This window comes from Pseudomonas sp. LRP2-20 (assembly GCF_024349685.1).
Classification (GTDB): domain Bacteria; phylum Pseudomonadota; class Gammaproteobacteria; order Pseudomonadales; family Pseudomonadaceae; genus Aquipseudomonas.
Genome location: NZ_AP025944.1, coordinates 2,892,928 through 2,915,239, shown reverse-complemented (window position 1 = coordinate 2,915,239; position 22,312 = coordinate 2,892,928). Strand labels below are relative to the sequence as shown.

Genomic DNA, 22,312 nt, shown 5'->3' with positions numbered 1-22,312 from the left:
AGGGGTTGAGCCTCAGTTGCCGACAAGGCCTGCCAGCATGCTGTCAAATTCGATCAGCCAAAGGCTGAGCGCTGGCCTTGAGGGGTCGACCACGCACGAGATGTCGACCCATTGCAATTTATCCTGACCTTGGACTGGCACCAGAGCACCTACCAGTCTGCCGTGCCTTTGTTCAAGGCCCGCCGCAAAATGAAAATCCAGCACCTTGGCTGCATTACCGGCAAGGCTGCAATCACGCTGCCGGATAACCCGCAATGTCGGGTTCGACTCACGCAGCACCTGTAGCGAGGCTTCGAAAAGTTGCTCCAATGTTTGCTGCGCAGGCGCATCGCGGCGGCGTATCTTCAACGAGACAGGTTCGCCTTCATGCTCGAGGGTGGTCTGGATATCGCGAAAACGAAAGCCGCCCGGAAACTGCAGGTTGAACCCGCCAAAGGTGAAACTGCTGGCCACCTCCTGCAGCGCCACGGGTACCGGTTCCGGCTCGGGCAAAGGTTCGGCGGCCTTGGCTTCTTCCGCCAGTTTGGCCAGGCGCGCCTCCTCCTCCAGCGCTTCGCGCCTGGCGGAGATCCGGTCGTAGATCGAGGGTTTGTACATGAGTCTGGCCTCAGTCGTTGATCCGCACCGGGGCGCCTGTGATCTTGGTGATGTCGGAGCTGGTCGTGGTAATGACCTTGCCCTTGATTTCGATGCCTTCCGGCCGAAGCGTGATGCTACTGTCGCCCACCTGCAGGATGATGTGCTGGTTGGCGGCAATCTGAATGAACTGGTTGTCCACCTGCAGGGTGTAGGAGCCCTCGGTCACCTTCACCACGGTGTCTTGCTTGACTACTTCGGTGTGCGTGCCACCAACCGTGATCTTCCGGTTGTTCCCCACATCATGGGTCTCATCGAGCTCGATCTCGGTATCCATGTTGCGCTCGGCATGCATGATGATCTGCTCGGCGCCGGCCTTGTCCTCGAAGCGGAAGAAGTTGGCGGTACCGCCGTCACCCTTCATCGACCGGGTCAGGAAGCCGCTCTGGGTCTTGTTCGCCGGCAGCGACCATGGCGGGGTATTGGTGCTGTTGTACAGGCTGCCCATGATCAACGGGCGGTCGGGGTTGCCATCGAGGAACACCACCACCACTTCGTCACCCACCCGCGGGATCTGGATGCTGCCGAAGCCACCGCTGGCACCGGACTGGGCGACGCGCACCCAGCACGAACTGTGGTCGTTATGCTGGCCCTTGCGGTCCCAGTGGAACTGGATCTTCACCCGGCCCAGTTCGTCGGTGAAGATCTCTTCACCCGGTGGGCCGACAATGATGGCGGTCTGCGGGCCGGCAATGGTCGGCCTGGGCGTGCTCAGCTGCGGGCGGAACGGGATTTTTTTGCGCACGCAGGTGAAGGTGTTGTAGTAGCTGGCCTGCTGGCCGCTGAGGTAGTTGTTGTGGCCTTCGCTCTCCACGCTCATCAGCAGGAACTGACGGTCTTCGACGGCGCCCTGGTCGTGGCTGTAGTGCTGCAACAGCTCGAAGGTGTAGCCGGGCTTCATGGCCCGACAGTTACTGGCGCCTTCGAACTTCTTGCCACGCAGCTCCAGTGCCTCGATGCGCAGGCGCAGCAAGGTTTCGCCTTCGTCGTAGGTGCCGTGGGTGTAGCATACAACGGGCTGGCGGCGCGCTTCAGTTCTTGACGCCCAATCGAGGCGAATGGTCAGCAGCCAAGCTTGTCGGCTCGATAGATAACTAGGAATGCAATCATGAATTCAGATGCACTGAAACTTGCAGCCACGCAGTTGCGTAGCCTGCTTGAGCACTATCAACATCAAGAGCGTGCTGCGGCCATGTTGCTCCAGGAGCTGGATGGACTGATGACACGCGCAATGAAAAAAGAAATTACCTCCCCCATGGAGCCACGGGACATCCCCGGCCATCGCTACTTCACTGAAACCCAACTGGGTGCTTACCGGGACCTTGAGGAACTGTATGCATCGTTTTACGTCGAGCTCATCGACGGCCAAGCCTCGAAAGCATTTCAGATGCTACAAGCCAAAATGAACAAGCCCTGAACATCTTGCCACTTAAAGCGCCAATCATAGTTACTACTAAACTGAGTGGCGCCATCTCCACTCAGGACTGAGCATGAACACCGAAACACTCAAACAGAAGTCACTCAAGCTTCGCTTGATCATCGGCAGCCTGAAGGCGCAAGACCCTGCCGCGACGAAGTTGAGCGTCGAACTGGAGCCACTGCTGAAAGCAGCAGACCAGGAACGCATCCGCACCCCGATGGAATGGCGCGACATCCCCGGGCGCTACCTGTTCACCGAAGAAGGGCTGCAGCAGTATGACGATCTCGAGCGAGCCTTCGCCGAGTTCCGCATTGAGCTGACGGGAGGCGAGTCCCCTACCCTGCGCAAGCTCAAGGCGCGCATGGGGGAGAAGCCTTCGCAGGAATCTCAAGGCAGACCCAATGACCTCGGCTAGCAGCGAAACTGGATCAATAGCATTCAGGCTTCGAGCTGTTCTGACCTTACTCCTCTGTGCAAGCGTGGGTCTGTTCGCCGTCTATTGGCTAATCACACACGTGCTTCCCATTTACGGCCAGATGTGGCGTCTCGCCGCTGTTATCGAAGTCCCGTATATGGCTTTTGGCTTGCTCATGGCCCCGCCTGTCATGCTCGCTTGTGTCGTTGCCAGTGCTTTTGCGATATATACAGGCGAACGATTCGCGCCACACAACAAGTCCGTGTTCGGAAAACTCCAGAACGCAATGCTGAAAGCCTCTGTCTACTCATTAATTGCGGTCGCCCCCCTCGCAGCCATCCTCACCACGGTAGCGCTCAACAAACTCGACTATACGAGTTGCCCCCAACTCAGAAAATCTGGCTCGGCCTGGCAAACCTATTGGGTAAGTCACCCTGGCTTTTGCTTTGTCCCTGACAGCTATACAGAAAACAGGTGGCCCTGCAAAAATGTAGAGGGCAAGCAGTTATGCATCAACATGGATGAATAAGCAGGGCCCACCAGCGCAGCGCAATACGCCTCACTCGCCGTTCGTCCTGACAGCAAAAAGCCTCCCCAGCCACGAAGCGGCGCGCTGGGCTCTAATAGCGTCTACATCCCTGAAGGTGTATCGACAGTTCTTTTTTGCCTCACGTGCCTTCAGCGCCCTCAAAGCCCAAATTTTGTCACGATGGTAGAACACCATGAACAAGGCTATGAACATGAAGAAGTAGATCAAACCGGTCATCGGCACATCATGGGATTTCATCAGTGGGTAGGTCAAACTGCTCAGCCCCGCACCCAGCCCGGCTTGCCACCACCTCACCGGCTCCGGAATCTCGATGGACTCCACACAAAGCCCCTCAAACTGAAGCACGCTGCTTTTGCCAGGCCAGACGCAAACCAGGCCATATGCCAACAGTGTAAGAACCACAGGAGCAAGGCACAGCGCAGTTGAGGTCAAACCGCCTAGCTTCATCTTTTTGTAACTGATGGCCATTGTTAGCAGGGCAGCGAACAACGGAGCGATAGAAAGATTAAAGAAGAGCCGCAGATTAGCATATATAACAAAGCGTTCAGTTCGAAAGGCGCATTCAATGCACCACACACTCATCACGACCACCGCAATGGCTGACAGGATGAAAAAAAATGGCGGGGCAACGCCAATCATCAACACCGCTATCATTAACATCAGTAGCCATGCCGCCCAAATTTTTGCGAAAAAGCGCTCAACGGTAAACATGAGTTCAATCCATTTTATCAATCGGACGCAGAGCGCCAATCGTGCCTAACCTGCGCGTCTCGACCAGAGAGCAGGCAACCGACATACCGTTAAATTTCACTGCCGGTCGTAAGTAAGCTCATCCAACTCATCACCCGGCGGCGCAAGTTCAAATAGCCGGCTAGCCAAATCACGAATGTGTTGCGACCAGGCAACTTTAGCCACCCACTCCGGCGGCATGCCCGACACGCCATACAAGGCTCCGGCAATCTGCCCCGCCGTCGCCGCCACACTGTCGGCATCATCGGCAAGGTTGGCCGCCAACAGAATCGCATCCCTGAAATTGTCCGTATTCCATACGGCCCAGAGCGCTGCTTCCAAGGTATCGACCACATACCCGGACGAGCGAATCTGCTCACGGGTTTTGTGCTTGTACTCGCCGGCATTGATGATCAAGGCCCGGGGCTGCAGGGGGCGCACCTTCGGCGACAATGCCTCATCCTTGTCCGCGCCATTGAGCGCCAAATGCAACTGCGCACCAAATAACTTGCAGCACTCCGACACCTCGATCGCGCGGTGAGTCACACTGCTCTGCGTTACGCTCTGCCACCAGGTTGCCGACAGTGAATGGCGTCGGAAAATGGCCGTGGGCGCGAGCCTGATCAACGAACCATTGCCTGCTGTCGAGGCCTCGAGATTACCCATCCACCCAAGTCCTTGGGCCTCCCACCCCTCCAGGGCTCGGCGCGTGACATTACCGATGTCGAAGCAGCGGCCATTGACGCTGTTTTCGCCCTGCCGATACCAGCGCACCATGGCATCGGCAAAGGTCGCGAAATCGAACTTGCCTTGGCTCGCGTAGGTGTCCGCCAGGCACAGGGCCATGCTGGTGTCGTCGGTCCATTCACCTGGCGCCAGGCGGAAAGGGCCACCACCGACCATATCGCTGACCTGCCCCTGATCGCGCCGCTGAAACTCCAGGGTCGTGCCTACCGCATCACCAATCGCCAGTCCCAACAGCGCCCCTTGTGCACGGTCCAACGCTTGCTCCGGTGACAACGTGCAGGGCCTGTCGCTCAACCAGGCAGGCTTGATACGCGGCAGCCTGGGGGCATCGGGTTCGATCATGTAGCTCATGCGCTGCTGCAACTGCGGCGACCACTCGGGCAGCAGGTCGACGTAGCGCTGGGCGTACTCGCTCAGGGTTGCATCCGGGCTTCTCAGATCGATCATGTTCATTCCTTGCTGTGGGTTGCGCTCATCCATGCGAACATTCTGCTGAACCTGCTGCTCACTGGCAACGACCCGTCCAGACAGCAGCAAAGACCAGACCGATGCAGCAAGGAACGCTGAGGCTACCGTGAAGAATCATGCCGAACTCCATGTGCGATCCCCGATCCTTTTCAAACTGGCGGGCATTGGCCTGGCCCTTTGCCTACTGGCCGTAGGGGCGCTTGGCGCCTACGTGCTCTGGACTGAAATCGTACCGCTCTACGGTCGCATCTACCGGAATGCACCGGTCGTGGAAACGCCCCTCAAATCATTCTTCGTTGTCGCGGCAATACCGTTCGCACCGGTCATGGCCCTGGGCTGCCTGATCGCAGCCTGGACCGGCCAGAAATTCGCCCCGCCCAAAAAGACCTGGCTCTACGGGTTCCAACTGCGCTCGATGCAATTGACGGTTGCACTCATGGTCGTAGCGCCTGTCATGATCGCGCTGACCACTGCCACACTCTCCGCCAAGGGCTACTGGTCGTGCCCCAAGCTGCGCATCTCGGGTTCAGGATGGCAAATGTTCTGGGTGAACGATGAGCGCATGTGCTTCACACCAGACAGCTACATCAACGATAACTGGCCATGCAAGATCGTAGGCAAGCAGAACATCTGCATCCAGGTGGATGGCCGCTAGCTGCTTACATCGAAGGCGCTTCTCAGCATGAAATTCAACGATACCTACACAAGCTGCAAGCATCGCTTTTCGCTTGGAGTAGAACTGACTTCACAGCAGTGCTACCTGTCCATCCCGGTGAGCAATGCTCTGGTCGATTACGAAGAGTACTACCGCATCGACAGGGCCCAATACGATGCCTGGCTAAAAGAATCTTCGGCAGCGCTGCCCATGGTCGTTCGCTGCCGCCGCCGCGAACTGGACCACCTCTTGATGACGCAACCTGGCACCCAGCGCGGCACGGCTGCCCCCTGCACCTGGGAGCTGGCGGAGATCTCGGCGGTACTGGCGCGAACAGCAACCTTGCTGCTGCGCGATGGCGGCTACCCAAGCTGGGCCAACACGCTCCTGGGCTACCACTCACGGCTGCACAGCGACCCCGAACAGGTTCGTTTGAGCGTGTTTGCTATGCCCTGCGGCATGGGCACGCTCAGCGATGCCGTCCTGCATGAAAACGGCGCGCTGTCGGTCGAGGCCACCGATGAATTGCACGCCTTGCTCGGGTGGTTGCGGGAGTGGGGAATCGAGGGTCGCATGGCCGGTGCAAAACCGCTTTAGCTACCCATGCGAAACCGCTTTGGCGCGGCATATTTCGTCGCGTTGCCATCATTGAAACGGGCCGCGATGGCAGCCGGCTGCTAACGGCTCCTCGCACAAAAATGAGACCGGCTTCACTTTTTTACAAAAACTTTTTACGGTCATTTTTTCCGTCCCATTAGCACTTTCGCCCCCTGAGTTTAGGGGCCAAGGCCCCATTTTCAGTAGACAAAACCATACAGAGCCACCATCCAGCCATCATTGCGCAACTTCACAAAACAGGGAAAAAATCGCGCCCCTCGCCGGAACTTCTTCCGCAGCGGGGTGCCCTACTCGGCATTGCTGGCAACACGATATTCATGTGCCAGCACTCAAATTTGCCGCAGCCGAGAGGCGCGATTTTCAGGTCCACGCCATTGGCGTTTCAGGACGATCAAGCAGGCTCATGGACGATGTACCGATGACACAGACATTCGATGTCGAAGCACTGATCAAGCTGCGTAGCCAGACGCGGGCGATCTCCGATGCGCTGAAGGCGCAGGCGGCGGATTACCTTGCCACCGTGGCACCGCTGATCCGTCCGCAAACCCTGTTTGGCGAATACCTGCAAGGCGCCCAGCGCAGCAGCGGGCGCGAAACCCAGGGCCACTTCCAGTCGTTGATCGAACTCTACGAGCGCATCGGCTCGGCCGCGCCGTTCCAGCTGGTCAGCGAGCTGGAAGTGCCGCTGAACCTGATCAGCACCACCCCCGAACTGTTCCCGCTGGAATACGACAAGGTCCTCGAACAGAGCGGCCAGGTCATTCGTATCACCAGCCCGACGCGCTGGGTGGTGGGCTTCCACGCCTTTGATCTGGCGCAGTTTCGCACCGTCATCAAAGACCCCAACCGCAGCAGCGCCGAGCTGTACCGTTTCGTGGTGCACTACCTGGTGCTGTTCTACTGCCTGAGCAAATCGCCAGGCCTTGGCCGGCTGTTCGAAGGCCTGCGCTACGGGCTCAGTTTCGAGCGCCTCAAGGGCTTTGGCGACCTGCCGTTCTGCGTCATCAGCTCGCCGGTGCGTTCGCAACTGCCTGACGACTCGGTGATCCGCAGCAGCACGCAAATTGCCGGCAACACCAGCTTCGAAGAGCTGGTGGGGCGCGACAACATTCTGGAAATGAACGACGACATCCGTCAGCGCCTGCTGCTGACGATCGAAGGACTGTAACGCGCTGCGCCCGCTCGCGGGCGGCGCAATGATTCGCAGCGAATTGCTCGCACTGGAGAACACGATGGCGAAGAAGGAAAGCACCCAGCACAAACTCGACCGCGTTCGCGCGCCTCGGGTCCATATCACCTACGACGTGGACATCGGCGATGCCATCGAGAAGAAAGAGCTGCCCTTTGTCGTCGGCGTGCTGGGCGATTTCTCCGGCAACCCGCTGGAGCCGCTGCCCAAGCTCAAGGACCGCAAGTTCGTCTTCATCGACCGCGACAACTTCAACGGCGTGCTCAAGGGCATCAAGCCGCGCCTGACCTACCGCGTCGACAACACCCTGGCCAAGAACGGCACCCAGCTGGGCGTCGAACTGAACTTCAACAGCCTTGAAGACTTCGAGCCACAGAACGTGGTCAAGCAGGTCGAACCGCTGCGCAAGCTGCTGGAAGTGCGCAACAAGCTGGCCGACCTGCGCAACAAGATGGGCGGCAACGACAAGCTCGAAGAGCTGCTGATGGACGTGCTGCAGAACACCGAAAAGCTGAAAACCCTGGGCAAGGAATTCGGTCGCGAAGCCGCCGTACCTGCCGACGATGGCAAAGAGTAAGCAGGAGCCAGACGATGACCGACAAGCAAACATTGCCCCAACAGGAATCCGACCTGGTCGAAGTCGAGAACTTCGCGCCCCAGGCATCTCTGCTCGACAGCATCATTTCCGAAAGCCGCGTGGCCCGTTCGGAAACCGAGCGCAGTCGCACCCGCGACCTGATCGGCGAACTGGTCGGCCAGGTGCTGGAAGGTGAACTGACGCCCAGCAAGGACCTGATCGCCGTACTCGATGCGCGTATCGCCGAAATTGACGCGATGCTTTCTGAGCAGATGAACGAGATCATGCACGCCAGCGAGTTCCAGCAGCTAGAAGCCTCCTGGCGCGGCCTGAAGTACCAGGTCGACCAGACCGAGACCAGCACCACGCTGAAGATCCAGTTGCTCAATGCATCGAAAAAGGATCTGGTCCGCGACCTCAAGGCCGCCTCCGAATTCGACCAGAGCGCTCTCTTCAAGAAAATCTACGAAGAAGAGTACGGTACCTTCGGCGGTGCGCCTTTCGGCATGCTGGTGGGCGACTACGAGTTCACTCGCAGCCCAGAGGACATGTACCTGCTTGAGGAAATCTCCCACGTCGCCGCTGCCGCCCACGCGCCGTTCATTTCTGCAGCATCGCCGGAACTGTTCGGCTGGGACTCGTTCACCGACATGTCCGGACCGCGCGACCTGGCGAAGATCTTCGACACCGTCGAATACGCCAAGTGGAAGTCGTTCCGCGCCTCCGAAGACTCGCGCTATGTCGGTCTGACCCTGCCGCACGTACTCGGCCGCCTGCCCTATGGCCCGGATACCGTGCCGGTGGACGAGTTCAACTTCGTTGAAAGCGTCGATGGCCGTGACCACAACAAGTACCTGTGGATGAACGCCGCCTACGCCCTGGGCACCCGCGTGACCGATGCCTTCTCCCGCTATGGCTGGTGCGTGGCGATCCGTGGTGTGGAAGGCGGTGGCCTGGTCGAAGGCCTGCCGACCCACACCTTCAAGACCGACGACGGTGAAATCGCGCTCAAGTGCCCGACTGAAATCGCTATCACCGACCGCCGCGAGAAAGAGCTGTCAGACCTGGGCTTCATCCCCCTGGTCCACTGCAAGGGCACTGACTACGCTGCGTTCTTCGGCACCCAGTCGACCCAGAAGCAGAAGCAATACAACACCGACATCGCCAATGCAAACGCACGGCTGTCGGCGCAGCTGCAGTACATTTTCGCCACCTCGCGTATCGCCCACTACATGAAGGCGATCATGCGCGACAAGATCGGCAGCTTCGCCTCGCGCAAGGACGTGGAGTCGTTCCTCAACGAATGGCTGGCCGACTACGTGCTGCTCGACGACACCGCCAGCCAGGAGGCCAAGGCCAAATTCCCGCTGCGTGAAGCCAGCGTCGAAGTGGTGGAGGTGCCGGGCAAGCCAGGTGCCTACAAGGCCGTGGCGTTCTTGCGCCCGCACTACCAGCTTGACGAACTGACCGCCTCGCTGCGTCTGGTCGCCGAACTGCCGCAATCCACCCGTAGCTGATCGAACCCAAGCCAGGAAGGCGCCATTTACCCATGAGCCGTAACTATCAATTAGTGCCAACACTGTTGGATCGCCTGCTTGATGACACCCCTCATCAGGCAAGCGAGGCGGTCTCCAGGCGGCTGTGCTCCCTGGCCGATTACAAGGCCAGCCTGATCCGCGACCTTGAAGTGCTGGTCAACACCCGTCAGTGCATGGTCGCCGAGCGCCTGGGCGGCCATGCGCAGCTGGCCGGCACCATCCTCGAGTACGGCATGCCCGATTTCACCAGCAAGGGCGTACTTAACCCAGAGGACCGGCGACTGATCCAGGCCCAGCTTGAACGAGCCATCACCGTTGGTGACAAGCGTTTTCGCGCGGTACGCGTACAACTGATGACCCAGCAGGTAGGCCACCGCATGCTGACCTTCCGGGTCGATGCCGTGCTGCATTTGCAGGATGCCACCCGCCAGGTCTCGTTCGACGCCGTACTGCAGATCAATACCCAAGAATACAAAGTGCAGAACCTCAACTGATGCTCGACGATCTGCTGCCCTACTACGAAAAGGAACTCTCGCACCTGCGCTTTCTCGGTCAGGAGTTTGCCCGCGAGTACCCGAAAATCGCCTCGCGTCTGCTGATCGAGGGGGACAACTGTGAAGACCCTCATACCGAGCGCCTGATCGAAGCGTTTTCGTTCCTTTCCGCACGCATTCACAAGAAACTCGATGACGAGTTTCCGGAAATCGTCGAAGCCTTCCTTGAGGTGCTGTACCCACATTACCTGCGCCCGACACCGGCGCTTTCGATCGCCGAGTTTTCCGCCAGTAACCGTTCGACCCTGGCGGCGCGCTACGACATCGCCCGCCACACCGAAATCACCTCGCGCAGTATCGAGGGTGTGGCCTGCCGATTCCGCACCTGCTACCCGGTGCAATTGTGGCCCGTGGCCGTGCAGGACGCCTCTTTCACCGAACTCGAACGCTCGGTGTTCAACGGCCACAGTGCCGACCTCGTGGCGCACCTGAAGATCGGCCTGGCCGCCACCACCGACGTGCATTTCGGCCAGCTTGACATCCATTCGCTGCGCTTCTTCCTCGACGGTGAGAGCACGCTGATACTGCAGCTCTACGAGCTGCTGTTCAACAACCTGGCCAAGGCCACCATCAGCTTCAACGAAAACGGCCAGCGCCGAGAGATCGGCCTGCCGGCTGATGCCTTGCAGGCCGTCGGTTTCGAGCAGGATGACGGCCTGGTGGATTATTCGGCCCGCTCGTTTGCCGGCTACCGCTTGCTGCACGATTACTTCATCTTCCCCGACAAGTTCATGTTCTTCGACATTGGCGGACTCAAGCGTAGCCTGGCAGGTCGTGACATCCAGGCCATTGAGCTGAACTTCTATTTTTCCCACTTCGAGCTCGGCGAGCGCCTGGTACGCCTGGCGCAGAACCTGGGGCGGCATAATTTCAAGCTGGGCTGCACGCCGATCATCAACCTGTTCAAGCAGCAGGCCGAGCCGATCAAACTGAGCCATACCCAGCATGAATACCCGGTGACCCCGGATGTACGCCTGCAGGGCAATGCCGAAGTGGTGTCGATCGACCGCGTGCAGCGCGTGCGCAAACTGGCCGGCCGGGACAAGGTCAGCCAGTGCAACCCCTTCTTCGAGCCACGTGGCGAGCTCGGCCCCGATGCCTGTTACTGGATCGGCCGGCGCCAACCGTCACGGCGTGGTAGCCAGAGTGGCACGGAAATGGTGATTCGCGTGGTGGACCGGGAGCTGGACCTGATCGACAGCAGCAGCGATACCCTCAGTATCGCCCTGACCTGCAGCAACCGGGACCTGCCGCAGCTGCTCAGCTATGGCGGCAGTCAGAGCGACCTGCGCCTCGACGAGGACAGCGTGGTCGACACCATCCGCCTGCTGCGCAAGCCCACCGCCACTGCTCGCGTGCCACTGGGCGACGGTCTGATCTGGCGGTTGATCTCGCACCTGTCGCTTAACCACATGTCGCTCGTGAGCCAAGGCAAGGAAGTGCTGCAGGAAATGCTCAGCCTCTACAACTACCGTCGCAGCCTGGCCGTGCGCAAGCAGATCAGCGGCATCCTGTCGATCAAGAGCGAACCGGTAGTCGCCCGCATCGGCCACCCACGGCCAAACTTCGTGCGCGGCGTGGGTATTACCCTGGAGCTCGACGAGAGCCAGTACATCGGCAGCGGTGTGTTCCTGTTCGGCAAGATCCTGGACCATTTCTTCGGCCAGTACTGCACCGTCAACAGCTTTACCCAACTGACCCTACGCACCCGCCAGCGGGAAAAGAGAATCGTACAATGGCCACCCAGAACCGGCGATCAGCCACTGGTCTGATCGACCAGGCACGTGCCCAGCCCTACCGGTTCGAATTCTTCCAACTGGTGCGGCTGCTGCGCCTGCACTACAGCAGAGCGGGACGTATCGACCCGGAAACCCGGCCGCACGACGACCCGCTGCGCTTCCGCTCGCAACTGTCGCTGGCGTTTCCGGTCAGCGAAGTCAGCGAGCTGAAGTTCGAGCGCGCCGAACGCACCAACGTCAACGACCAACCGCTGTCGGAAGTGCAGGTCACCTTCATGGGCCTGGTCGGGCCGTCCGGTGTACTGCCTCGACCGTACACCGAACTGCTGATCAACCGTCACATCCAGCACCGAGACGATGCCGCGCACGCGTTCATGGACCTGTTCTCCCACCGCATGGTCGCGCAGTTCTACCAGGCCTGGCAGAAGTACAAGTTCCATATCGAGCACGAACGCAAAGGCAGTTCGGACTTCGAGCGCTACCTGCTGAACATGGTGGGCTTCGGTGAGCAAGCACGTGCGCGCAAGTTCGCCAACAAGGGTTCAGGCCTGCGCCACGAACTGTTCAGCTACTTCGCCGGGTTGTTCAGCCAGCGTCCGCGCAACCCACAGAACCTGCAAGCGATGCTCAGCTTCTATTTCGCCCTGCCGTTCACCCTGCGCCCGTTTGCCGGGCGCTGGCTGAAGCTCGAACCCGAGCAATGTACGCGCCTGGGGCAGCAGAACGCCCGACTGGGGCAGAGCAGCGTGGTCGGCAACCGCGTGTGGGACTACCAGTCGTGCGTGCGGATTGAAATCGGCCCGCTGGAACTGCCTGACTACCGGCGCTTCCAGCCCGGCACCGAGGACTATCGCCGGCTCGTGGACCTGGTGCGCTTCTACCTGGGCCCAAGTCTGGACTTCGAACTGGCACCACTGCTCAAGGCCGAGGCTGTGCCGGTCGCCCGCCTGGGACGTGAAGGCGGCGTGGCGCTTGGCTGGCTGGGCTGGCTGAAACGCCCTGGCAGCCAGGTCGAACCTGCCCGCTGCGGCATTTTTAGTATTCCTTTTGATGGGGTCTCGCTGTGAACCTTAAGTCACTGTTTGCCAAGCTCAACGACACCTGCCGCAGCGCCACGGAAAGCGCTGCCGCGCTGTGCCTGGCCGAGCGTCACTACGAAGTGGACATCGAACATGTACTGCTGCAACTGCTGGAAGGCGATGACAACGACCTGCGGCCTGTGCTGCGCCACTACGATGTGATCGTCGAGCGCCTGCAGTCACAGTTGGCCGATGCCCTGCAGGGGTTCAAGACTGGCAATACCCGCACCCCGGCGCTTTCGCCACACATCACCCAACTGATCGAACGCGCCTGGGTGCTGGCCTCGATCGAATACGGTACCAGCAAGATCCGTAGCGGATACCTGCTGCTGGCCCTGCTCGACGATGCCGATCTGCGTCGCCTGCTGCTGGCCAGCGCGGCAGAACTGGACAAGATCAACGCCGACGACCTGCGCGCCAACCTGCCGGCCCTGACCAACGCCAGTGGCGAGGCCCAGCAGGCTGCGGCCTTGCCGGCCGACGCCAGCGGCCCTGACCCAATGCGTGGCACCGGCAAAACGCCGGCGCTGGACCAGTACACCGTCGACCTCACCCGCAATGCCCGCGAAGGCCGGATCGACCCGGTCCTGGGGCGTGAGTTCGAGGTACGGCAGATGGTCGACATCCTCACCCGCCGCCGGCAGAACAATCCGATCCTCACCGGTGAAGCAGGGGTCGGCAAGACCGCCGTGGTCGAAGGCTTGGCCTTGCGCATCGCCCAAGGCGACGTGCCGGAGCCGCTCAAGGGCGTGGCCATCCATACCCTCGACCTGGGCTTGCTGCAAGCCGGGGCCGGTATCAAGGGCGAGTTCGAAAATCGCCTGAAATCGGTGATCGAGGAAACCAAGCGCAGCGTGCACCCGATCATCCTGTTCATCGACGAAGCCCACACTCTGATCGGCTCCGGTGGCCAGGCCGGACAGAACGATGCCGCCAACCTGCTCAAGCCGGCACTGGCACGGGGCGAACTGCGCACCATCGCCGCGACCACCTGGGCCGAGTACAAGAAGTACTTCGAAAAAGATGCCGCCCTCGCCCGCCGCTTCCAGGTGGTCAAGGTCGAAGAGCCTGAAGAAGACCAAGCCATCTACATGCTACGCGGCCTGCTGGAAAAAATGCAGAGTCACCACCGGGTGGCGGTGATGGACGACGCGCTGGTCCAGGCAGTGCGCCTGTCCAGCCGCTACATCACCGGTCGGCAACTGCCCGACAAGGCCGTCAGTGTGCTCGACACGGCCTGCGCCCGGGTTGCCCTGGGCCAGACCTCGCAGCCCGGCCGCCTGGAAGACTGCCTGCGCCTGGTAGACAACCTGCGTGCCGAAATCGGCCTGCTTGAACAGGAGCAAAGCAAAGGCACCGACCACCAGCGCCGCCTCGCACAACTGCACGAGCAGATCGAACAGGCGGGCCAGCGCCAGCAGCGTCTGGAGCAACAGTGGCAGCGCGAACTTGAACTGGTCAAGCAGATCCATGCCCTGAGCGAAGCCAGTGACAGTGACAGTGACAACCGTGCGGCCCTGTCCGAACTGCGGGTGCAACTGGCCGATGTCCAAGGCGAAGAGCCGCTGGTCCACGCCCTGGTCGATGGCGCTACCATCGGTGAAGTGATTTCCGGCTGGACGGGCATCCCCCTTGGCAAGATGCTACGCGACGAAATCGACACCGTTCAACGCCTGCCGGCGCTCATGGCCGAGCGCGTACTGGGGCAGGACCATGCCCTGCACGAGATCGGCAAACGCATCAAGATTTCCCGCGCGCGCATGGAAGACCCAAATAAGCCGATCGGCGTATTCCTGCTGCTCGGTCCCAGCGGGGTGGGCAAGACCGAGACCGCACTGGCCTTGGCCGACACCCTGTACGGTGGCGAGCGCAATGTCATCACCATCAACATGTCCGAGTACCAGGAAGCGCATACCGTCTCCAGCCTCAAGGGCTCACCGCCCGGCTATGTCGGCTACGGCGAAGGCGGCGTACTGACTGAAGCGGTGCGGCGCAAGCCTTACAGCGTGGTGCTGCTGGACGAAGTGGAGAAAGCCCACCCGGACGTTCTCGAACTGTTCTTCCAGGTGTTCGACAAGGGTGTGCTGGACGATGGCGAAGGGCGCGAAATCAACTTCCGCAACACCGTGATCATCCTCACCTCCAACGTCGGCACCGAGCACATCATGCGCACATGCCTGGGCGCCGGACAGGTACCGGCGCCGGCGCAGCTGGTCGACGACTTGCGCGACCAGCTCAATGGCGTGTTCAAGCCGGCCTTCCTCGGCCGCCTGAGCATCGTCCCTTACTACCCGGTGCAGGACGCCATTCTCGAGCGCATCGTCGGCCTCAAGCTGGAGCGCATCCGTCAGCGCTTCGAGCGCAACCACCAGGCCCAGCTGCACTTCAGCCCGGCCCTGGTGCCGGCGATTGCAGCCCGCTGCACCGAAGTCGACAGCGGTGCCCGCAACATCGACAACATCCTCTCGGGCAGCCTCATGCCGGAGCTGGCCGAACAGGTGCTGGCGTGCATGGCCGAGGATCGGCCGATCAACAGCCTGCGCATCGACCTGGACGAGGCCGGCGGCTTCGCCTACAGCCTGGCGTGAAGAGGCGGCCATTGACACAAGGACCATCAGCAGCGGCCCGGGGCAACCGGGCGCTGCCAGAACATGATTTCAGGAGCAGGGCAATGGGCAGGTTACTGGGCGTATTGATCATGGCGTCGGCGCTTTGCGCCTGCGGCATCACTGACCGCGTTGGCAAGCGCGTCGATGACACCTGGGCAGGCGACATGCTGTTCAGCAGCGACGAAAAGGTGGTGCTGACCATCGACGGCGGCAACCACCTCAACCCGGACGTGGCCGGCACGCCGCTGTCGGTGGTGGCACGCGTCTACCAGTTGACCAGCCTCGACCGTTTCATCAGCGCCGATGCCGACAGCCTCCTCGACCACCCTGAACAGGCGCTGGGCAATACCGTGCTCGATACCCGCGAAACCGTGGTACTGCCGGGCATCGGCAACATTCAGCACTGGCCCCTGGCCAAGCAGGCGCGGTATGTCGCGGTGGCCGCGTTCTTCCGCGACGAAAGCGGCGGGCGCTGGAAGATGGCGTTCAATGCCGACGCCTTCCGCAAAGACGGGATCTTCTTCTCGTCCGAGGGCGGGCGCGTGCTGCTCGACCTCAACCAGATTACCGCCGAGCGCGGCCAGGACGTGCTCCAGCTGCCAGCCCAGCAAGCCATTGCCACCCTGCAGCCAGCGCAACCGCTGGACACGGAACCCACTGTCGCCCAGCAACTGCAGGCCAAGGCACTGGACGCTGCCCAGCAGGCCGCTGGCGATGCCGCCGAGCAATCGGCCAAGAAAGCCATGACCAACGTGTTCGATTCAGCACTGGAAGGTATCCAATGAGCAACAAGAGCCGCGTGATGTGGTCGGAGGGTATGTTCCTTCTGCCGCAGCACTTCCAGTATCAGGACGAGTTCCACCAGCACCAGCTGGCCCAGGCCACCTTGCGTTCGTCGCCCTTCCACTGGGGCGTGCAGTCGCTCGAAGTCGATGAACAGGCGCTGAGCAGTGGCGTGCTGCAACTCAACCGCCTGCACATGGTGTTCCCCGATGGTTCGGTGTTCGACGCCCCGCAACATGACCCGCTGCCCGCTGCGCGTGACCTCAAGGACCTGTTGCAGGGCTCGGGCATCAAGGTGTATGCCGCACTCAAGCTGGCCGAACCGTACAGTGCCAACTATCTGGAAGAAGGTGCCGAGCGCAAAGGCGCTCGACGCTATCGCAAAGCGTTCGCGACCCTGCCCGACCTCAACGAGGGCGACCTGGAGAACGAAATCACCAGTCTGCGCCTGAATGTGGTGCTACTGGTCGATGGCGATGTACTGGATGGTTACAGCTACTGCCCGCTGCTGCACTTGCAGCGCAATAACGTCAACGCGTTCAGCGTCGACAGCCAGTTCGTCCACCCAGCCTTGCACCTGGGCGCCCATGAAACCCTGCTGGCCATCGCCCAGCGCCTGCTGGCGCTGCTGCAGAGCAAGAGCGAGACCTTGTCCGGGCGCCGCCGCGAGCGCGCCGACCAGATCGCCGAGTTCGGCTCCAGCGATGTCAGCCTGTTCTGGCTGCTGTACACGGTCAACCGCGCCTATCCGGGCCTTGCCCACCTGCTGCAACACCCGCGCCTGCACCCGGAGCAGCTTTATCGCTTCCTTGCCGAGCTGGCTGGCAGCCTGCTGACCTTCTCGCTCAATGGACGCCTGGACGACATCCCGGCCTACGATCATCAGGACCCAGCCGCCTCGCTGCTCAAGCTCGACCGCCTGGTGCGCGAGCTGCTCAACAGCGTGGTGCCGAACCAGTACATCCCGATTCCGCTGGACCAGACCCGTTCGTCCTACTACGTCGGCCGCCTCAACGATCCACGCCTGGCCGACGCCGACTTCTATATCTCGGTGCACGCCGACATGCCCGGGGCCCAAGTGCTGGAGCTGGTACCGCGGGCCTTCAAGGTTGGCTCGCCGGAGGACATCGAAGTGGTGGTCAACACGGCGATGCCAGGCGCCACGCTCAACCACTGCGTGCGCACACCCAATGCCATCCCGGTGCGCCTGGACAACCAGTACTTCGCGATCGAACCCCATGGACGGGTCTATGAACGCATGATGAGCGCCCACGCCATCGCCTTCTACGTCCCCAGTGCCTTCAAGAACCTCAAGCTCGAACTGATGGCGGTGCTCAAATGACTGTTGCCGTAATGCCGGGCGGCGCGACCGCCGTCGAACATCCCTCCACCCTCAAGGACATGGTCAAGGACTTCTTGACCATGGCGCTGATGATCCGCCGCGGCAACAAAGTCGCCGACGTACAGCGCCTGCGTGCCGGCGTCGACGAGTTCTTCCCGGCCCTGGAACGCGATGCCCGCCGCGCCAACTACAGCGTTGAGCAGGTCAAGGATGTGCAGTACGCGTTGTGCGCCTTTCTCGACGAAAGCGTGCTCAACGCCGGCCCCAGCGAAATCCGCAACCAGATCGAGATCAACCCGCTGCAGTTCCAGTACTTCGGCGTGCACTTGGCCGGCCAGGGCTTCTTCGACAAGCTCGAGGCCCTGCGCACCGACGTCAAGCGCAACCTCGACGTTCTGGAGGTTTATCACCTGTGCCTGGCCTTGGGCTTCGAGGGCAAGTACAGCCTCGAGCAGAAAGACCAGCTGCGCTACATAGCCAATACCCTCGGCCAGGACATCGCCCGTCACCGCGTGCCACGCAAGGCACTGGCACCGCAGTGGGCGCTGCCCGATCAGGTGTCGCAGATGCTGCGCTACGAAGTGCCGCTGTGGTTGTACCTGGTGCTCATCGCGCTGGTCTGCGGGGCGGTCTACCTGACCCTCGACTGGTTGCTGGGCAAGGAAGTCGCCGCATTGGCAGAGCAGGTCCGCCGGCTGTTCGGCGTTTAACTCGGGTACGGTCAGGAAGACATGAAAGCACTACTGCGCTGTTTGAAAAATTTTTGGTTTGCCTTGGTAGTGGTCTGGGCCATCGGGCTGCTGGCCTGCTGGTTCGCCCTGCCGCGCTGGCAGTTCACGCCTGAGCAAGCGTATGTGGCGATGACGCTCTTCAGCGCCGTGTGCCTGTTGTTGATCGTGTTGCGCCAGTACCGTCGCATCCGCGCCGAGCAGAACATCGAGAGCCTGGTGCAACTGGAAGTCGACCGTTCGCTGGGCGCCGAAGGGGAGTTCCGCGACCAGCATGTGCTGCGCGAACGCCTCAAGCACGCGATCGCCATGTTGCGTTCGGCGCGCTCGGCTGGTGGCGGCGGCGCATCGGCATTGTCGGACCTGCCGTGGTACCTGGTGATCGGCATGTCGGCCTCGGGCAAGACTTCGCTGTTGACCCGCTCCGGGCTCTCGGCCTCGATCGCCGGTGCCCAGGCCAGCGGCTTCGACAGCGGCACCCAGCACTGCGACTGGTACTTCAGCCCCGAAGCTGTGTTGATCGACACCGCTGGCCGCTACTTGCGCGATGACGCCTCGGCCAGCGAGTTCGCCTCGTTCCTCAAGCTGCTGCGCAAGCAGCGCAGCAAGCCTGCGGTGAATGGCCTGGTGCTGGTGGTGAGCCTGCCGGAAATCATCTGTGCCACCGTGGCCGAGCGCGAAGCCATGGCGGCACGCCTGGTCAGCCGCATTGATGAATACAGCGAATGCCTAGGGGTGAACCCACCGCTGTACCTGATGCTCAGCAAGACCGACCTGCTGCCAGGCTTCAACCAAGCCTTCGACGGCCTGGACAATGCCCAGCGCCAACAACCTCTGGGCATGACCTTCCCGCTCGCCGAAGTGCGCAACAAAGGCCTGCGCAGCGTCGCCGAAACCAGCTTCGCCCAGCTTCTGGCCAGCGTGCGCGAGCATGTCGACCATCAGGTAATCGCCGGCGGCAACACGGCCAACGTCGAATTGCTGCAGTTCCCCAGCTACTTCGCCGAACTGTCGAGCGTGCTCGGTGGCTTCCTCGAGCAGTTCGAGCGCAGCGCCGACGGCCGCACTCCGCCGATAGTGCGTGGCGTGTACTTCACCAGTGCGCTGCAGACCGACGAGCAGTTGCCACCGGTCTACGAAGAGGCCCTGGGCGCTCACTATGCCTTGCAAGCCAGCGAGCGCACCGCGTCGAACAAGGCCGCCAGCAAGATCGGCGACAAGAGCTTCTTCATCACCGAAACCTTCCGCCAGGTGGTGTTCCCCGACCGCAACCTGAGCCTTTACTACTCGCGCCAGGGTCGTACCCGTGCCCTCACCCCTGCCCTGGCCGGCGCCGCCGCGCTCGCCGGTGTCGCCCTGCTGGCCTGGGAAGGCGTGTCGTTCCACAACAACCGCCAGGTACTGGCTACCATTGGCGGCGAGCTGAGCGAACTGGAACAGGCTCCCGACCAGACCGAACGCCTGGCATCCGGCCAGGCCATGGAACAGCTGCGCCACTACCTAGGCCAGTTCGAGGGCTATGACAGCCAGGGTGTGCCGCTGGCACTGGGCGCTGGCCTCTACAGCGGCGCCGAGCTGCTCAGCCCGCTGCGTCAGGCTTACCTGCAGCAATTGCGCACCCAGGCCCTGGAACCGATCGGCAAGCAGCTGCAAGTGCAACTACGTGCGCTAAACCAGTTCGCCGAAACCGTCGATCGCACACCGTTGGCCGAAACCGGCAAGCGCCGAGCGCCGAAGGTACAGGCCGCAGATGCCGGGCCAGGCAAAGGTGTCAAGGTGTTCACCGCACCGACCGCAGCAGCGCTGACCAGCAACGTTCCGCGCAGTGGCGCCCAACTGGCTGGCCAAGTGCAAACCGCTGCCAGCGAGGCAGGCCAGGACGGCCGCCGCCGCGCCCTCGATGCGCTGCGTGATAAGGCACACTCGGTGTCCAGCGCTGACCCGTCCGAAGACACCGCACTGACCGCAGGCCTGTCGCTGTCCGAAGACAGTCTCGGGCGCCTCAGCGAGCAGCAGGTGGCCTCGGTGATCGAAGCTTACAGCGCACTGAAGCTGTACCTGATCCTGACCCGCCCGCAGGAACATCCGGATGCTGACTTCGTCGCCGCCGAACTGCCGCGGGCCTGGGCCCAGGCCGCGCAGGCACAGGGCCATGACGCCGACCCGGCGCTTGTCGAAGCCAACAGCGCCCTGTACGTGCGCTACCTGCAACAGGGCACGGCACCGGCCCTGCGCCGCAACGAACAACTGGTCAGTGATGCCCGCCAGAGCCTGCGTTCGTTCATGATCGCCAGCTCGCTGGTCGACCGCGAGTACCTGCGCCTGCAACTTGAGTCGGGCCGCCAGTATCCGAACCTGACCCTGGCCGACATGGTTCCGGCCGACAGCCGCAACCAGCTTTTCTCCTCCGAAGCCGTGCCGGCCTTCTACACCCGCCAGGGTTGGGAAGAATACGTGCAGCCAGAGCTGATCAAGCTGCTTTCGGGCGACCTGCGCAACGACAGCGACTGGGTGCTCGACGGTGAAGGCGGCAACGGCTTGGTGCAGAAAGCCAAATTCATGCGTGAATTGCTGGCCCGCTACAAGGCCGACTACGCCGAAGCCTGGTTCAACCTGCTCGAAGGCGTAGGCGTGCGTCACTTCAGCGACATGGCCAATGCCAATGAGCGCCTGGCGGTGCTCAGCGACGTACAGAACTCGCCGGTGAAGAGCCTGCTCGCCGCCGTCAACCACAACACCAACTGGGACCTGCCCAAGCAAGTCACCGCTTCCACGGCCAGCGCGACGCAGGACAGCTTCTGGAGCAGCATCAAAGGCGCGTTCAGCAGCCAGGGCGCTGCAGTGGAAAACGTTGTCACGCAACTGCCACGCGTCGATGACGGCAGCCTGGCAAAGCGCTTCGAACCGGTCTCGCGACTGTTCGCCGCACAGAATGCCGAAGGCGCCGACAGCACGGTGATGGACCGCTATCTGGCCGCGCTGCGCAAGCTCAAGGTACGCCTGAGCAACATCCAGCGCTCGCAAGACGTTGGCAAGAACAGCAAGCTGTTGATCAGCGAGACGCTCGAAGGCCAGCCTTCGGAAGTCACCCTGGTGCGCAATTACGTCGAAACCAGCGTCGACACCTCGGCCGGTAAGCTGTCCAGCGCCCTCCTGCGCCTGTTCAATTCGCCGCTGCAGTATACCTGGGAGACCTTGCGCGACCCGGCCGGCCAGCAGATCGCCAAGGCCTGGGCACAGGACGTGGCACGCCCTTGGCAGCAAGTGATGGCGCACCGCTACCCGATTGTTGCCAACAGCAACAATGAAGCCTCGGTCAAGGACCTGCAGCGTTTCGTCGACCCTGAAAGCGGCCTGCTGCCAGCCTTCAAGCGCGATCAAATCGGCAACCTTGCCGGTGGCGAAGGCCTGGGCATTGGCACCGGTAACAGCACCAGCCCACTGGTCAACGCCAAGATGGTCGACAGCATCGACAAGGCCAGCTCGGTAGGCCAGGTGATCGCCAGCCTCTCGGATCGGGAGAACGGCTTCGAGATCATGCTTGAGCCTTCTGCCCGCTACACCGACATCATCTTCACCCTCGACGGTCAGGAACAGCATTACCGCAACGGCCGTACCAGCTGGAACCGCTTCGCCTGGCCGGGCAGCAACAACGCCCCGGGCGCTCGCCTGGACGTTGTCACCCTGGAGGGCCAGCGCATCACCGTGTTCGACTACCCCGGCCGCTGGGGCCTGTTGAAGATGAACGACAGTGCCCGCGTCAGCGACCTCGACACCGTGCAGCAGCGCTTTACCTGGCAGTCGGTAGCCGGCCCGGTAAGCCTGGTGGTACGCAACTATGGCGGCGTGAAGATGACCGACCTGGCCCAGGTCAAGGCGCTCAGTGTGCTCAACGACAGTGCTCGGGTGAACTGATGCTGATCCACATTCTGCAAG

Annotated in this window: 19 protein-coding genes and 1 pseudogene; 16 read left to right on the top strand and 4 right to left on the bottom strand. The window is 61.5% G+C overall.

Translation table 11 applies throughout. The features are described 5' to 3' along the window. Positions 1-12 precede the first annotated feature (12 nt). Both OCX61_RS12890 and tssI read right to left on the bottom strand, forming a co-directional pair. Positions 13-597, bottom strand: coding sequence for a hypothetical protein (locus OCX61_RS12890; protein ID WP_261944154.1), 585 nt, complete (start codon positions 595-597; stop codon positions 13-15). A 10-nt stretch (positions 598-607) separates the two neighbouring features. Beyond that, a pseudogene (gene tssI / locus OCX61_RS12885) lies at positions 608-1,642 on the bottom strand (type VI secretion system tip protein TssI/VgrG); the annotation flags it as partial. A gap of 102 nt (positions 1,643-1,744) precedes the next feature. Between tssI and OCX61_RS12880 the strand changes: the two are divergent. From OCX61_RS12880 to OCX61_RS12870, 3 genes are all read left to right on the top strand, one after another. Continuing rightward, complete coding sequence (locus OCX61_RS12880; RefSeq protein ID WP_261944153.1) at positions 1,745-2,053, top strand: hypothetical protein; 309 nt, start codon at positions 1,745-1,747, stop codon at positions 2,051-2,053. 73 nt (positions 2,054-2,126) lie between these two features. Beyond that, on the top strand, positions 2,127-2,471 hold the full coding sequence (locus OCX61_RS12875) for a hypothetical protein (protein ID WP_261944152.1): 345 nt from the start codon (positions 2,127-2,129) through the stop codon (positions 2,469-2,471). Between the two features lie 64 nt (positions 2,472-2,535). Continuing rightward, the gene (locus OCX61_RS12870) at positions 2,536-3,000 is read left to right on the top strand and encodes a DUF1240 domain-containing protein (RefSeq protein ID WP_261944151.1); all 465 of its coding nucleotides are present in this window, start codon (positions 2,536-2,538) and stop codon (positions 2,998-3,000) included. 30 nt (positions 3,001-3,030) lie between these two features. Here OCX61_RS12870 and OCX61_RS12865 read toward each other — a convergent pair whose 3' ends face one another. Continuing rightward, positions 3,031-3,732: a hypothetical protein gene (locus OCX61_RS12865; RefSeq protein ID WP_261944150.1), complete on the bottom strand. Its 702-nt coding sequence runs from the start codon at positions 3,730-3,732 to the stop codon at positions 3,031-3,033. Positions 3,733-3,828: 96 nt separating this feature from the next. After that, positions 3,829-4,944: an ADP-ribosylarginine hydrolase Tri1 gene (tri1, locus tag OCX61_RS12860; RefSeq protein WP_261944310.1), complete on the bottom strand. Its 1,116-nt coding sequence runs from the start codon at positions 4,942-4,944 to the stop codon at positions 3,829-3,831. 127 nt (positions 4,945-5,071) lie between these two features. Between tri1 and OCX61_RS12855 the strand changes: the two genes are divergently transcribed. The 13 genes from OCX61_RS12855 to OCX61_RS12795 all read left to right on the top strand — a co-directional run bounded on the left by OCX61_RS12855 (position 5,072) and on the right by OCX61_RS12795 (position 22,291). Beyond that, positions 5,072-5,620: a hypothetical protein gene (locus OCX61_RS12855; protein WP_261944149.1), complete on the top strand. Its 549-nt coding sequence runs from the start codon at positions 5,072-5,074 to the stop codon at positions 5,618-5,620. Positions 5,621-5,647: 27 nt separating this feature from the next. Next, positions 5,648-6,217, top strand: coding sequence for a hypothetical protein (locus OCX61_RS12850; RefSeq protein WP_261944148.1), 570 nt, complete (start codon positions 5,648-5,650; stop codon positions 6,215-6,217). Positions 6,218-6,656: 439 nt separating this feature from the next. Further along, positions 6,657-7,406: a hypothetical protein gene (locus OCX61_RS12845; RefSeq protein ID WP_085679696.1), complete on the top strand. Its 750-nt coding sequence runs from the start codon at positions 6,657-6,659 to the stop codon at positions 7,404-7,406. A gap of 64 nt (positions 7,407-7,470) precedes the next feature. Then, positions 7,471-8,004 carry a type VI secretion system contractile sheath small subunit gene (gene tssB / locus OCX61_RS12840; protein WP_261944147.1) on the top strand — a complete coding sequence of 178 codons (534 nt, stop codon included), beginning with the start codon at positions 7,471-7,473 and terminating at the stop codon, positions 8,002-8,004. 14 nt (positions 8,005-8,018) lie between these two features. Then, a complete protein-coding gene (gene tssC / locus OCX61_RS12835) occupies positions 8,019-9,521 on the top strand; it encodes a type VI secretion system contractile sheath large subunit (RefSeq protein WP_261944146.1) in 1,503 nt (500 codons plus the stop codon). A gap of 32 nt (positions 9,522-9,553) precedes the next feature. Next, a complete protein-coding gene (gene tssE / locus OCX61_RS12830) occupies positions 9,554-10,036 on the top strand; it encodes a type VI secretion system baseplate subunit TssE (protein WP_027917415.1) in 483 nt (160 codons plus the stop codon). Beyond that, positions 10,036-11,868 (top strand): type VI secretion system baseplate subunit TssF, encoded by a 1,833-nt coding sequence (gene tssF, locus OCX61_RS12825; RefSeq protein ID WP_261944145.1) that lies wholly within the window; start codon positions 10,036-10,038, stop codon positions 11,866-11,868. Before tssE ends, tssF begins: the two co-directional genes overlap by 1 nt. After that, a complete protein-coding gene (tssG, locus tag OCX61_RS12820; RefSeq protein WP_261944144.1) occupies positions 11,832-12,902 on the top strand; it encodes a type VI secretion system baseplate subunit TssG in 1,071 nt (356 codons plus the stop codon). The genes tssF and tssG overlap by 37 nt, the downstream gene beginning before the upstream one ends. Next, the gene (tssH, locus tag OCX61_RS12815) at positions 12,899-15,502 is read left to right on the top strand and encodes a type VI secretion system ATPase TssH (RefSeq protein ID WP_261944143.1); all 2,604 of its coding nucleotides are present in this window, start codon (positions 12,899-12,901) and stop codon (positions 15,500-15,502) included. Before tssG ends, tssH begins: the two co-directional genes overlap by 4 nt. Before the next feature lie 83 nt (positions 15,503-15,585). Next, the gene (tssJ, locus tag OCX61_RS12810; protein WP_261944142.1) at positions 15,586-16,308 is read left to right on the top strand and encodes a type VI secretion system lipoprotein TssJ; all 723 of its coding nucleotides are present in this window, start codon (positions 15,586-15,588) and stop codon (positions 16,306-16,308) included. Beyond that, on the top strand, positions 16,305-17,648 hold the full coding sequence (gene tssK / locus OCX61_RS12805) for a type VI secretion system baseplate subunit TssK (RefSeq protein WP_261944141.1): 1,344 nt from the start codon (positions 16,305-16,307) through the stop codon (positions 17,646-17,648). Before tssJ ends, tssK begins: the two co-directional genes overlap by 4 nt. Then, positions 17,645-18,358, top strand: coding sequence for a type IVB secretion system protein IcmH/DotU (gene icmH / locus OCX61_RS12800; RefSeq protein WP_261944140.1), 714 nt, complete (start codon positions 17,645-17,647; stop codon positions 18,356-18,358). Before tssK ends, icmH begins: the two co-directional genes overlap by 4 nt. A 21-nt stretch (positions 18,359-18,379) precedes the next feature. After that, the gene (locus OCX61_RS12795; protein ID WP_261944139.1) at positions 18,380-22,291 is read left to right on the top strand and encodes a type VI secretion protein IcmF/TssM N-terminal domain-containing protein; all 3,912 of its coding nucleotides are present in this window, start codon (positions 18,380-18,382) and stop codon (positions 22,289-22,291) included. Positions 22,292-22,312 lie beyond the last annotated feature (21 nt).

Coding starts and splice junctions, on each gene's coding strand:
- tssJ (WP_261944142.1), top strand. CDS start 15,586: ATGGGCAGGTTACTGGGCGTATTGATCATGGCGTCGGCGCTTTGCGCC.
- OCX61_RS12865 (WP_261944150.1), bottom strand. CDS start 3,732: ATGTTTACCGTTGAGCGCTTTTTCGCAAAAATTTGGGCGGCATGGCTA.
- tssC (WP_261944146.1), top strand. CDS start 8,019: ATGACCGACAAGCAAACATTGCCCCAACAGGAATCCGACCTGGTCGAA.
- tri1 (WP_261944310.1), bottom strand. CDS start 4,944: ATGATCGATCTGAGAAGCCCGGATGCAACCCTGAGCGAGTACGCCCAG.
- icmH (WP_261944140.1), top strand. CDS start 17,645: ATGACTGTTGCCGTAATGCCGGGCGGCGCGACCGCCGTCGAACATCCC.
- tssF (WP_261944145.1), top strand. CDS start 10,036: ATGCTCGACGATCTGCTGCCCTACTACGAAAAGGAACTCTCGCACCTG.
- tssG (WP_261944144.1), top strand. CDS start 11,832: ATGGCCACCCAGAACCGGCGATCAGCCACTGGTCTGATCGACCAGGCA.
- OCX61_RS12880 (WP_261944153.1), top strand. CDS start 1,745: ATGAATTCAGATGCACTGAAACTTGCAGCCACGCAGTTGCGTAGCCTG.
- tssK (WP_261944141.1), top strand. CDS start 16,305: ATGAGCAACAAGAGCCGCGTGATGTGGTCGGAGGGTATGTTCCTTCTG.
- OCX61_RS12890 (WP_261944154.1), bottom strand. CDS start 597: ATGTACAAACCCTCGATCTACGACCGGATCTCCGCCAGGCGCGAAGCG.
- OCX61_RS12875 (WP_261944152.1), top strand. CDS start 2,127: ATGAACACCGAAACACTCAAACAGAAGTCACTCAAGCTTCGCTTGATC.
- tssB (WP_261944147.1), top strand. CDS start 7,471: ATGGCGAAGAAGGAAAGCACCCAGCACAAACTCGACCGCGTTCGCGCG.
- OCX61_RS12845 (WP_085679696.1), top strand. CDS start 6,657: ATGACACAGACATTCGATGTCGAAGCACTGATCAAGCTGCGTAGCCAG.
- OCX61_RS12850 (WP_261944148.1), top strand. CDS start 5,648: ATGAAATTCAACGATACCTACACAAGCTGCAAGCATCGCTTTTCGCTT.
- tssE (WP_027917415.1), top strand. CDS start 9,554: ATGAGCCGTAACTATCAATTAGTGCCAACACTGTTGGATCGCCTGCTT.
- OCX61_RS12795 (WP_261944139.1), top strand. CDS start 18,380: ATGAAAGCACTACTGCGCTGTTTGAAAAATTTTTGGTTTGCCTTGGTA.